The organism is Stenotrophomonas sp. STEN022 (assembly GCF_056760155.1).
This window is the reverse complement of sequence record NZ_JBRREG010000049.1, coordinates 21,740-34,546: the sequence shown is the minus strand read 5'-3', so window position 1 is coordinate 34,546 and position 12,807 is coordinate 21,740. Positions and strand designations below refer to the sequence as shown.

The following is a 12,807-nucleotide window of genomic DNA, read 5'->3' as shown; positions in this document are numbered from 1 at the left end:
CGCCCTCCCCGCCCCCCCCCCCCCCCCCCCCCCCCCCCCCCCCCCCCCCCCCCCCCCCCCCCCCCCCCCCCCCCCCGCCCCGCCCGGCCCCGCCCCCCCCCCCCCCCCCCCCCCCCCCCCCCCCCCCCCCCACTACGCCCCCTCCCTGTGGCGCAGCCAAGGGGAGGGTTGGGGAGGGGGGTAGCCTTGGGGTTGGCTGGTAAGGCCTCTGCCGAGCATGGCTCGGCACTACAAAAACCTGCCGAGCGCCCAAAAAAAAGAAGCCCGGTCGGGGGAGGACCGGGCTTCCAGCGGCGCGTGGGAGAGAGGTCACGCGCCATACAACACCGCTATCTGTTACTTGTTGCTTTGTCGCTTACCAGGTAAAGCGCGGGCCGACGAACCATTCCTTGTCGCCAGCCTTGGCCAGCTTCACTTCGCCGGTCAGGCCCCAGTTCGGGTTGAACTTGGCGGTGGCGCCAACGCGGCCGTAGAACTCGCCGTCCGGATCGTAGCCACGCTTCTTGCTGTAGTTCTCGTAGCCGGCCAGGGCATAGCCTTCGATGTTCTGGGTGAAGGCAGTGCGCACGCCGACTTCAGCGCTGTAGCCGCTGAACTTCGGGCCGTACTCGAGATCCAGCTTCTGGTAGGCCGCACGGGCCAGCAGGTCGGTGTTCGGGGCCACGGTGTAGTTGTAGCCAACACCCAGGCGCCACTGGTCCACGTCAACCTTGCTCTTGTCGGTTTCCTGCGCGTTGTACTCACCGAACACATGGAAGTTCGGATGTACCGCGACCGAGCCCTTCACCGCAAAACCGTCGGCGTCGCCGCCCTTGGTATCGGTGTTCACATAGCCGCCTTCCACATAGTTGTAGGACAGGCCATCGGCAGCCGAAGCGGCGAACGGCAGGGCGGCCAGCAGGCCCAAAGCGATCAAAGAAGTCTTCATTTCGGCATTACCTCGTTATTGGTCTTGATCGTTACGGCCCGAATCGGTGGCCGTTCGACAGTTGTGAATTATCCGTTAGCCGACGTAATCCACCCTGAATATCAAACTGACCAGTACATAAATTAAGGTGAAGAACGGGGAACTTTGCGAGTGGCCAATGAAGTGCCGATAGCGGCCGAAAACTGTCGCTTGGCGCGTCGGTGCCCGTAGCTGTGCTGCGTAAGGGAGTTGATCGCGTCTGACGAGCGTAGCCCTCGCCTTTGGCGCATCCGCTGCCAACCGTAGCCGGTGTGTGGGATGAGCAGCAGGATGCTCGCGTTGTCCGTCCTGCTTTGTCCGGAAAGGCCGGTACGCGGAATTCAGCTGGGCGCGCGCGTACGCATGCTTCCGCATGCGGAAGCTGTCGGAGTTTCAGAAGTGAAGTCAATTCGGCCGACCTTTCACCGAACAGCAGTATTTAGTTTCACAAGCGAATCTGCCTATTTTCAAGGCTAAAACATGGGAGCGGTTTCAAGCTGATTCCCATGTCCCTCTTCAGGGCAGCTGCCGATAATCCCGCCATCGATGCTGCACTGGCTGCTGGTATGGCCAGTGCGCTGCGCGCCAGCAGGATACTTGTTGCCGCGCGGGACCGCAGGAAAGGAATCTCGCTTTGTGGCGGCGCTGGTCTGGATTCATGCAGCAGGAGCACGGTCCTTGATTGGGAACTTGAGACCCGTCACGTGCTGCACGGCTACCTGTTGGTCATGCAGCAGAGAGCACCAGGAGTGGAATTCAATACGCCAAGGTAGAGCGCTCCCAATCGACTGATTGGAACGCCACGGCGAGCAGTCTGGGCAGGCGTCTTGACGCTGCATTGCCAAGCTACTCGCGATGAGACACGCGTTTGTCGGCAACGACCCCCTGCGATGGCGCCGGAGGCTGCGCCGCCGTGCGCGTGCAGGTAGCGCCATGACCAACAGGCTCAGTTCTGAGGTCAGGTGCACAGCTGTTGCAACCCAGTTGCACGGTCTATTCAAGTCAATGGAGACAACAAGTGAACGCAGTGAGTTACGGCCAGATCCCGCAGACGGCGAAGTTCAACCATCTCGATGTGTATGCCGGCGGCAGCGTCCCTGTGATCGAGGCGATCATCGACGATCAGGGCAGCAGGACGGGCGATATCGGCAACGGTGGTTATACCGATGATGGTCGCCCGGAGATCACCGGCATTGGCACGCCCGGTGATCTCATCCATATCTATGATGGTTCCGAACTGCTTGGGCGGGTTCGGGTGGCAGCAAATGGCGCGTGGACTTTCACACCGACATTTCCGTTGTCTGATGGCAGGCACAGCATCACCATCCTGCACGAATCCGACGACGGTGATGTCAGCGATCTGTCCGAACCGTACGTGATCTTCGTTGACAAGGTTGCTCCCGAGGCACCGTCAATAAGCGAGGTGTTGGATGATGTTGGCCCGCAAACCGGTGCGATCAGCAATGGCGGTGGCACGGATGACAACACGCCCACGCTGTCGGGCAAAGGCGAGGCAGGCGCTACCGTCACCATCATCGACAACGGTCAGGTGATCGGTGAGACGCAGGTCGCCGACGACGGCAGCTGGGTGTTTACTCCGGATGCCGAGCTTGCTGATGGTCAGCATGAATTTGAAGTGGTGATGACCGACAAGGCCGGCAATGCCTCCGACCATTCGGAGAAGCACATCATCGTGGTCAAGGCGCCGGTGCCCACACAGATCGCCACCGTCACCGCGATGGGCAAGGACTGGGGCGTGAGCAGCAGCGATTGGCTCACCAATGATGGCGGCGCCGGGCGCCTTATGCAGGGTTCGCTCAGCGCGCAACTGGCTGCAGATGAACGCCTGTTGGTATCCACCGACGGCGGCGTGAGCTGGAGCGTGGCGTCGGTGGATGGCCTCAGCTGGGCCGCGCAGGACAACAACAGCCACAGTGGCAACTGGTCGATCCAGACCAAGGTGGTGAATGATGCCGGCCGCAGTGGCGAAGTGGAATCGCGAGCTGTATTCCTCGATACCTTGGCCCCGGATGCACCAACCAAGCTCAGCGTCGACGGCTCCTACCTGACGGTGGGATTCAAGACGGCAGGCGTGTCTGCTGGCGACATCGTCAGTGTTGTGTTGAATGGACAGCGCTTCGATCATGCACTCACCGTCAAGGAGGTGGCTGCGGGAAGCGTGCGGATCGCGCCTGGATTCTCTGTCGCCAGCGGCGACGTCATGGCCGCGATCGTCGACAAGGCGGGTAACAGTTCGAAGTATCGCGACATGGGTGACAACAAGCTCATCGATTTCAACAACGCCACCTACGTGAATCTCAGTAGCGGGAAAAGCACGACCTACAATGGGCTGCGGATCACCTCCGAGGTCGATCATGATGTCTGGCAGATACCTGACGCGATCACCGGGCTGACCAGCTACGATCCCGCGGTCCATACCGGCATGAAGATCGGCGTCACCGGGCGCACCCGCATCGATTTCACCGAAGGTCCGGTTTCCGAGCTCAAATTCCTGGTGACCAATCTGCAGGCTGGCTACTTCGATCCTTCCGTGGTCAAGTTCTACACGGCCGGCGGTGCATTGGTTGGGCAGCTGTCGCTGTCTGCGTACTGGCCGAACTCCTTGAATGCTTCGTTCAAGGCGCCAACCGGGCAGGACTTCTCGTACATGGTGGTGAGCACCGGCTACAAGGTGCCGGGTTACACGGGTATTGGTTCGTGGGACTGGATTGGACTGGATGATTTCCAGATACGCGGCGGCAGCAGTGAGCTGAACGTGCTCAACAACCAGACGATCGATGGCAAGGCTGGCACCTACTACGGCGGTGACGAGGACAACGTGTTCTCGCTGGCCAATGTCGCCAACCTGACGGCTGCCAGCAGCGGTGGTGTTTCCGGTGGCGCAGGCGTGGACACGCTCAAGCTCACTGGTGCCAATCAGAAGTTGGATCTGGCCTTGTTGAAGGACAGGATCGACTCCATCGAAGTTTTCGATCTCACCGGTACCGGCAACAACAGTTTGAGCCTGTCACTGAAGGATGTACTGGCCAATGGCCAGGTTGACCTGTTCCATCAAGGCGCAAAGCAGACGGTGCAGATGATGGTGAAGGGCAATGCTGGTGACGTGGTAACGCTGGATGACCTGCTCGGTGTGGGCAGCCCGGATCTGGGTGACTGGGCATCGATGGGCAAACAGTCCATCGGCGGCGTCTCGTATGTTGTTTATCAGCACTCTGGGCTGGATGCCGAGTTGCTGGTGCAGGATACGGTACGGGTGGACCTGATCTAAGGCCTGCCGTAGGCAGCGACTGACCGCTGTTGGCGCAACAGCAAAGCGGCGCCGAGAGGCGCCGCTTTCTTTGCTCTTGCCTGGTAGTGATGATTGCGGCCGTATGCGCACCAGCGCAGAGACGGGCACTGGCATCCTGATTGCTCACGTTGATGATGGGTTTGCCTGAGCGGCCTCATTCAACGATGGGCAGATTGATGAAGCTTGGATACTCGCTGCTGTTCCAGATGCGTTGCGTGGCCTTGCGGTAGTCGTCGGGCTGGGCGAAGAAGATGTTGTCCACGTACTTTTGCGGGTTGCGGTCGTAGAGCGGGAACAGGCTGGACTGCACCTGCACCATCAAGCGGTGCCCGGGTTGCAGAGTCTGGTTCACGTTGGGCAGATCGAAGCTGTAGGTCTGCGGTGCATCCGGCGTGATTGCTTTCGGCTGGCTGAAACTCTCGCGATAGCGGCCGCGGAAGATGGTGACCGCCAACGGCAACTGGTAGCCGGCCATCTTCGGGTTGTCGGGATATTGATCGGGATAGACGTCGATCAATTTCACTACCCAGTCGCTGTCGCTGCCGGAGGTGGATGCGCTGAGCTGTACCTGCGGAATGCCGGCCAGTTTCATTGGCTTGTCCAGCACCGGGCCGGTATAGGTCAGCACGTCGGTGCGGCCATCGACGAAGCGCTGATCGCGCACCAGCCATGTCGTCCAGACATCACGATCACCCATGTTGACCGGACGCGGCACGAAGGGAACAGGCTTGGCCGGATCGGAAATGTACTCTGCGTACTGCGCACCGTTGGTGGCGCTGTTGAAGGCCAAGTGCGCATCGGTATTGAGATAGAGTCTGCGCGTGTTGGCGGTGCAGCCTTGCGGGCAGCTCTGCGGCCAGTTGCTGTAACTGTCCCAGCGATTGCTGCCGGCGTTGTATATCCACACCGGCGGCGTGTTGGCGATCGGCGCGCCGTCCTTGAGGTATTGATCGAAGAACGGCTTGAGTACATCACGTCGCCACTGCAGGGCAGTGTCGCCGTTGAAGTCCAGCGCGCCCAGCGAGCTGCCGTTGTAATTGGCACCACTGTGCCGCCACGGCCCGATCACCAGGAAGTTGCGCTTGTTGTCGAGGTCCTTGGGTTCCAGTGCGGCCCAGGCGGTATGTGCGCCGTAGATGTCTTCCTGATCCCATAGCCCTTGTTCCCACATGGTGGGAACCGTGATCTCCGGCAGCTTGGCCAATAGTTTGTCCAGCGCCTGCGGCTGCCAGAATGCGTCGTAGGCCGGGTGCTCGCTGACCTTGTGCCAGGCAGGTATCTGTTCCAGCCCCAGGGTCTTGGCGAAGGCACCAACCGAACCCGCCTGCAGGAAGCTGCTGTAGTCGTCGCTGGTCGGCATGGCGATTTTCGAGCCGGCACCGCGTGCAGTCATCTGCCCACTGAAGTAGCCAAGGTTTACCTGCCGATAGGCACCATGCTGGAACCAGTCATCGCCCATCCAGCCGTCGATCATCGGGCTTTCCGGCGCGGCGACTTTCAGTGCGGGATGTGGATCGAGCAAAGCCATCACCACGGTGAAGCCTTCGTAGGAAGAGCCGAGCATGCCGACTTTGCCGTTGGACTCGGGCAGGTGCTTCACCAACCAGTCGATGCTGTCCCAGGCATCGGTGCTGTGGTCGATCTTGCTTGGGTTGAGCGGGCCACGTGGCGGCCGCGTCATCACGTAGTCGCCTTCCGAGCCGTACTTGCCACGCACATCCTGGAATACCCGGATATAGCCATCCTCGGCGAACACCGTGTCGCCCTGGGCGAGGGCATCGACCAAACGTGTCGCGCCCGGTGTGCGATCAACCCGGCCGGCCGCGTTGTACGGCGTGCGCGTGAACAGGATCGGTGCGTTGTGTGCGCCCTTGGGGATCATGATCACGGTATAGAGCTTGACCCCGTCGCGCATCGGGATCATCACCTCGCGCTTGTCGAAGTCGCGGATGGGCAGCGGGGCGACGAATTTCTTGCCGGTGATGTCCGGCGTCATCGGCGCTACCTGCGCGGTGGCCGGCATCGTCATGCCCATGCAGGTGATGGTGGCGATGGCTGTTGCCAGCGTCAGGGTCCGCATTGCGCCTACCTCGAGTGCGTGGGTAAACGCTGACGCTATGCCTGTGTAGTGCGGGTTACGCATGGCAAAGGTCATGGAGTCGTTGAAGTGATGGACGAAGCGAGGCAAAAGCGACCCCTCCCCAACCCGCCCGGCCCGAAGGCACAGCCTTCGGTCGTTCATCAGGCCGCGCGCCAGTGGCGCGCAAGCAGGCCTTCTTCACCCCCTTCGCTACGCGCAAGGGAGTGAGTAGAAGCGGCGCTGTCTTGATCTGACAGGGTGCAGCAAACAGCCCCCTCCCTTGCGCATGGCGCAGGGGAGGGTTGGGGAGGGGTACTCTTGAGCTGTTGCTGTTGCCTGTACCCAGCAACCCAACGCCAATCACCCAACAAGCAACTCCACATGCTCCCCAGCCGGCCCACGCAGACTGCGTCGCTCGCCAGCAACCTTCACTGTCCAGCCGGCCTCAGCCAGCACAGCAGCATCCACCGCCGGCAAACGCAGCCCCAGGCTGTACTGACCCGCATGCCGCAGCCCGCTCGAAGCAGGCAGATCCACCTGGTCAATCTCCACCATGCACTGCCCTGGCATCGGCACCACCGCTACCGGGTAGCGTCCGTCCAAGGCCCTGCCATAGGCACGATTGAGCACGGTGATCCTCGTATCGAAGGCCCAGCCTTTGCCGCCAAGCAGTGCAGACCAGGCGCGTTGCGAGGCATCACGATCCGGCGTAGTCATCACCCCGATGAAGGTGTTCGCAACCGCAGCGTCGGTCATCGGCAGATCGAACGGCGGCACCGGCGCCTTGATCTGGGTGAGGTAGAGCAGTTCACTGCAGGGGCCCAGTACCTGCGCGGCGCGGATGGCATCGCTGAGCTCAAGGTTGGCGGCCGGACCCAAGACCTTGAATGGCGCTTGCAAGCCGGCGGCCAGGGTATCGATATCGCCCACCAGCACTTCCAGCGACAACCAGCCGTGGCGGAACATGGGTTCGGCAACGACCGCATGCGGGTCTTCGATAACCCGCAGCACCAGCTGGCCCGCGCTGTTGGCCAGCCATGCCAGCGGTGCGCCGATCAGATCCACCAGATCGAGCGCGGCAGCGTCATCGGCTTGGAGCGTGCCGCGTTGCTGTACCTGCAACGCCAACTGCGTGACATAGGCGTCGCAGACCTGCTGCAGGTCCGGCGCAATCAAGGTCGCATGGATGATTCCCTGTTTTAAATGCGGCGCGTTCATGTGCGCCGCTCCGTGGCCAGCTTGCGCTCCAGCCATGGCATCAGGCCGCCGCCGGCAACGATTGCCATCAACTCGGAGGGAATTTTCTCGCAGTCGAATGCGCGACCTGTGCTGTGATTGATGATGCGTCCCTCCACCGGCCGTACTTCCAGTTCATCGCCGCGCGATGCTTCAAGCGTCGCACAAACCAGCGCGGGAACGCCGAGATTCAGCGCGTTGCGGTAGAAGATGCGCGCGAACGACCTGGCGATGATCGCGCCTACGCCGAGTTCAGCCAGTGCCTGCACCGCTTGCTCACGCGAGGAACCAATACCGAAGGATTCACCACCGACCACGATGTCGCCGCGGCGTACTTCGCTGGCGAAGTCCGGGTCCACCGCTTCCAGGCAGTGGCTGGCGAGCACGTGCATCGGTTCGCGCATATAGGGGCCGGGCGCCAGCACATCGGTATCGATGCGGTCGCCGAACACGAAAGCCTTGCCACGGACGTTCAAACGTTCTCTCCCAACAACTCGCGTGGATCGCAGATTTCGCCCTTCACCGCGGCGGCGGCAACGCTGTACGGTGAGCCAAGATAGACCTGCGCCTCGGCTGAGCCCATGCGGCCCTTGAAGTTGCGCGCGGTGGTGGACATGCAGACTTCACCGCTGCTGAGCATGCCCGCGCCCATGCCGGCGCAGGCGCCGCAGCCGGACGGCAGCAGGATGGCGCCGGCTTCGGTCAGTGTCGCCAAGGTGCCTTCGGCTGCCGCCTGTGCGGTCATCGCCACCGAGGCCGGCGCGATCAGCAGGCGCGTGCCCTTGGCGATCTTGCGGCCTTTCAATACTTCGGCAGCCATACGCAGATCGGTGAGCTTGGCACCGGTGCAGGCGCCGATATAGGCCTGGTCGATATGTACCTTGCCGTGCTCGTCTACCGGGCGACTGTTGGCCGGGCTGTGCGGTGCGGCCACATGCGGTGCGATCTGCGCGGCGTCATAGCGGTAGCGGTGCAGGTAATTGGCACCGGCATCGCTGCGCCATTGTGCAAGATCACCGTTGAAAGGTTTGCCCGCCTGTTCCAGCGCGGCCAAGGTGGTTGCGTCGGCTTCGACGATGCCAGTCTCAGCGCCGAGTTCGGCGGCCATGTTGCACAGCGTCAGGCGTTCATGCATCGGCATCGCCTGTACCGCGCTGCCACCGTATTCGAATACCTGGCCTTCATTGCCCATGCCATGTTGGCCACACAGCATCAGCATCACGTCCTTGGCACTGACGCCGGGGCCGAGCACGCCGTCCAACTGCACGCGGGTAGTCTGCGGAACCCGCAGCCATACTTCGCCGGTGACCAGCGCGCCGGTGATGTCGGTGGCGCCCATGCCGACCATGAAGGCACCAAAGGCGCCACCGCTGGGCGAGTGCGAATCACCGCCAACGCAGAACATGCCGGGCTGCACGTGGCCGTGTTCCTGCAGCACCACATGGCAGATGCCGAGCATGTCGTAGTGGGTGACGCCCTGGGCCTGCGCCCACTTGCGGGTCAGGGCGAGGATGTCAGCGCTTTCCATGTCCACTGCCGGCACGAAATGGTCGGAGACCACCACCACTTTGTTCGGGTCCCACACTTTGGCGCCGAGCTTTTCCAGCCGCGAGGCGACCCGGCGCGGACCGCCCGAGTCATGCATCATCAGCAGGTCGAGCCTGGCGGTGAGGATTTCACCCGCCTGCACGGCCTCACGCCCGCAGGCACGGGCGAGGATTTTTTCAGCAAGCGTTGCACTCACAGTTGCACTCAAACAAATGTCTCCGGCTTGTTGGCTTCGTAATCCAGGCGCATCTGGTAGCGCAGCTGGTCAGGGCGGTACTGGATATCGAGCAGGTCCAGCAACTGCTGGTCGGGGCCGTAGGAACGGCGGGTCAGGTTCATCACCGCCTGGCCGGGCGACATCTGCAGGTGCATGGCGGTCATCGCACCGGCGCGCAGCGCACTGACGGTCTGCTGGACCTGCAGGAAGCGGATGCCGCAACGACGGAACAAGGCGATGCGCGAGCCATAGGCCAGTTGTTCGGCGTTGAACTCCGGATGTGTGGTGCGGGTCCAGCTGGCGTAGTAGCCAAAGGCCTGGCCGTGCCGCGAGCGCACCCGCACGCAATGCACCAGGGTTTCCTGCGGGCTGCTGCCGAACTGCTCGCGGATAGGCTCGGGCGGGACCGCGCGTTCCCAGCCCAGCAGGCGAACCTGGGTGTTGCTGGCCAGGGTATCGAGGCTGTGGATAAGCTCGCCCAGTGGCGTCTTCAACGGCATCGGAATGCTGGAGCTGCGGCTGGTACTGCCACCGACCACACGGGTGCCGCGGCCGCGCTGGCGTACCAGCAGGCCATCGTTGGCCAGCAGCTGCAGCGCCTGGCGCACGGTGACCCGCGAAATGCGCAGGCGCCGGGCCAGCTCTTCCTCGCGGGGCAGCTGTTCACCGTCGCCGATCTCGCCACGCTCGATCAGCCCGCGCAGGAAACCCTGCAGCTGGTGGTACAGCGGCGCATGCAGGTCACGGCGGAGGATGCCCTCCAGGGATTGTGTGGTGAACGGGTCCACGGTGGGCTGCCAGCAGGTCCTAAATAATCTTAATGATATATCTATATATCTAAAAGGGTCGTGGGTATAGGCCTTGGTGTGTTCCGGGCTGGATTGGCCTGGGTGGGGAGGGGGCTCTTCTCTGGCTGATGGGTTGCCGGGAAGGCCTTTGCCGAGCATGGCTCGGCACTACCGCTTTAGCCCCTCTCCCGCTTGCGGGAGAGGGGTTGGGGTGAGGGTGGCTCTGGCCTTGGCGGGAAGACCCCTGCCGAGCATGGCTCGACACTACCTTGAGCCCTCACCAGAACCGGTAGCTGAACTCCATGCCGTAGGTGCGCGGCACGTTCGGGTAGATCACGCCCACGCCCAGGCCCGCGATATCGAAGCCGCCGGTGGAGGCGAATTCATTGCTCAGGTTCTTGCCCCACAGTGCCACCGACCACTGCGCATCACGCGGTTCGTAGGCGATGCGTGCGTTGTACTCATGCCCGGCCTTGCGCATGATCAGGCGCGAGGCATCCTGGTTCTGGAAGTAGTCGTCGGTGTAGCGCGCCTGCGCGCTGAATACCAGGTCGGCATTGCCAAGCGGCTGCACGTAGCTGCTGCCGAAGGTCCATTGCAGCTTGGGCGCGTTCTTCATCGGGTGACCGCGGAAGTAGGCGGCGTTGATGGCCTTGTACTTCTGGTATTCCGAATCGATGGTGCCGAGCGTGGCGTTGAGCTTCAGCCCGCGCGTCAGTTGCGCCTCGGCCTCCAGCTCGATGCCCTGGATCAATGCGCCGGTGGCGTTGGTGACCACGAAGATGCCTTCCGGGTTCACTGCGGCCAATTGAATGCCGTCGTAGTCCAGCCGGTAGTAGTTGCCGTTCAAGCGCAGGCGGTTGTCCCACAGCGTCGACTTGATGCCGATTTCATAGGCGCGCAGGGTTTCGGCATCCACCTGCACCAGGGTTGCCGGGGTGCTGCCGCGGCCATTGAAACCGCCACTCTTGAAGCCGGTGGTGACGCTGGCGTAGCCCATCACGTTGTCGTTGAAGTTGTAGGACAGCAGCGCTTTCCAGTCGGGGCGGTTCCAGCTGTCGCGCATGTTCTTGCTGAAGTTGGGAGTGCCATTGGCCTTGACCGCGCGCACCGAGAAATCCTTGCTCTCATAGCTGTAGCGGCCGCCCAGGGTGAGGGTCAGCTTGTCGGTGAACTTGTAGTCACCTTGCGCGTAGATCGCATACGCCGAGGTGTCCTGGGCGATGTAGTTGGTGCCGCCGCGCACGAAGATGTCGCTGCGGGTTGGCTGGTCGTTGTGCTCCTTGAACGCGAACACCCCGGCGACCCAGCTGAAAGGACCGTCCAGCTGCGAGGTGAACTGCGCTTCGTAACCCTTCTGGTTCTGGCGCTGGTCCTGTTCAAGGTGATAGCGGGTCTGCGCGGTGCCATCCACGTCCATGTAGAAGTGATGGTCCAGCGTGCGGTAGTGCGCGATGCTGCGCCAGGAGAACGCACCGAAGTCGGTTTCATTGGTCAGTGCCACGCCGAACTGATCGATGTCGTTCAAGCCCAGCGTGTCGGTTTCGGTCTTGTAGAAGCTGCCCAGGCGCGGCACCTGGTTGCCATTGGCATCCAGCGCCACCGGCGTGCCCCAGGCCGGGGTGGAGCGCTCGCGCAGGCGGTCGATGCTCAGCGTGGCGTAGGAGGCCTCACCCCAGGTCGAGGCCAGCGACAAGCGGCCCGCCAGCACGTCCTGGTCGTTGACCATGCGGTTGTGGGTGATGTCCTTGAGGATGCCATCGCGCTGGCGGCTGAGTGCGGCGGCGGAGATATCCAGCGTCTCACCAACGCGGGTGGCGAAGCTCACCCGCGCATCGCGACGACCCAGATTGCCGATGCTGCCATCCAATGCCAGCTTGCTTTCGCCGGTGGGCTTGCGCGAGATGTAGCGGATCGCGCCGCCGGTGGCGTTGCGGCCGTACAGCGTGCCTTGCGGGCCGCGCAGCACTTCGATGCGCTCCACGTCGTACAGGTCGAACATCGCCCCGTTCTGGCGCGGGATGTAGACATCGTCGATGTACAGCGCCACCGCCGGGTCATTGGTGAACATCGACTCATCGGCTCCGACGCCGCGCATGAAGATCTTGGCGCCAGAACTGGTGCCGGTGTTCTGTTCGATGATGATGTTGGGTGCGGCGAACTTGATGTCGTCCACGCGCTTGACCTGCATGCGGTCAAGCTCAGGCCCGCTGATCACGCTCATGCTCAGCGGTGTCTTCTGCATCTGCGCTTCGCGGCGTTGCGCGGTGACGCTGACCTGATCCAGCTGCACGGCCTGGTCGTCACTGCCAGCCTGCTGCGCCAGCGCGGGGTTGCTGCCAAGGGCGGTCACGATCGCGACTGCCAACGCACTGCGGTACAGAACTTCCTTCATTGCCTGCCTCATAGCGTGACCGGGGGTGGGTGGTGCAGGCGCACAGTTGTCGGTGGCGAGCCGGTGCGTCTGTTCTCCAGTCTTCCGCTATTTGTCCGGACAATCAATGTGGCTTCAGTCGTGCCGGCGCGGCTGCGTCGTGCGTCGCAGCATGTGCACAAGTGATTGATCGAGGTTGGAAAATGACAGGAATTGCAGTCCTCCCGTGTTGCACTGCAAAGGCATATAGGTCTTAGCCTTATGTCTTTCCGGGCCGGCGGCGCAGCCTGCCAAACGCAAAACGCCGC

General features: G+C 62.4%; 8 protein-coding genes. 1 reads left to right on the top strand and 7 read right to left on the bottom strand.

Translation table 11 applies throughout. From position 1 onward, the window contains the following. Positions 1-355: 355 nt before the first annotated feature. Positions 356-928, bottom strand: a complete 573-nt coding sequence (locus ACVOMF_RS11805) for an OmpO family porin (RefSeq protein WP_481509466.1) — start codon at positions 926-928, stop codon at positions 356-358. 1,036 nt (positions 929-1,964) lie between these two features. On the opposite strand from ACVOMF_RS11805, the gene ACVOMF_RS11800 reads away from it, so the two are divergent. After that, entirely contained in the window at positions 1,965-4,235 is a 2,271-nt protein-coding gene (locus ACVOMF_RS11800) for an Ig-like domain-containing protein (RefSeq protein WP_481509465.1), read from the top strand. Between the two features lie 175 nt (positions 4,236-4,410). Here the strand turns inward: ACVOMF_RS11800 and ACVOMF_RS11795 are convergent, their stop codons facing one another. From ACVOMF_RS11795 to ACVOMF_RS11770, 6 genes are all read right to left on the bottom strand, one after another. Further along, positions 4,411-6,336: a CocE/NonD family hydrolase gene (locus ACVOMF_RS11795; RefSeq protein WP_481509464.1), complete on the bottom strand. Its 1,926-nt coding sequence runs from the start codon at positions 6,334-6,336 to the stop codon at positions 4,411-4,413. A 360-nt stretch (positions 6,337-6,696) separates the two neighbouring features. Then, positions 6,697-7,554, bottom strand: a complete 858-nt coding sequence (locus tag ACVOMF_RS11790) for a hypothetical protein (RefSeq protein ID WP_481509463.1) — start codon at positions 7,552-7,554, stop codon at positions 6,697-6,699. Further along, positions 7,551-8,048: a LeuD/DmdB family oxidoreductase small subunit gene (locus ACVOMF_RS11785; RefSeq protein WP_481509462.1), complete on the bottom strand. Its 498-nt coding sequence runs from the start codon at positions 8,046-8,048 to the stop codon at positions 7,551-7,553. Before ACVOMF_RS11785 ends, ACVOMF_RS11790 begins: the two co-directional genes overlap by 4 nt. Then, the gene (locus tag ACVOMF_RS11780) at positions 8,045-9,316 is read right to left on the bottom strand and encodes a 3-isopropylmalate dehydratase large subunit (RefSeq protein WP_481509461.1); all 1,272 of its coding nucleotides are present in this window, start codon (positions 9,314-9,316) and stop codon (positions 8,045-8,047) included. The genes ACVOMF_RS11785 and ACVOMF_RS11780 overlap by 4 nt, the downstream gene beginning before the upstream one ends. An 8-nt stretch (positions 9,317-9,324) precedes the next feature. Continuing rightward, complete coding sequence (locus ACVOMF_RS11775) at positions 9,325-10,125, bottom strand: GntR family transcriptional regulator (RefSeq protein ID WP_481509460.1); 801 nt, start codon at positions 10,123-10,125, stop codon at positions 9,325-9,327. Positions 10,126-10,402: 277 nt separating this feature from the next. Beyond that, complete coding sequence (locus ACVOMF_RS11770) at positions 10,403-12,520, bottom strand: TonB-dependent receptor (RefSeq protein ID WP_481509459.1); 2,118 nt, start codon at positions 12,518-12,520, stop codon at positions 10,403-10,405. Positions 12,521-12,807: the final 287 nt, after the last annotated feature.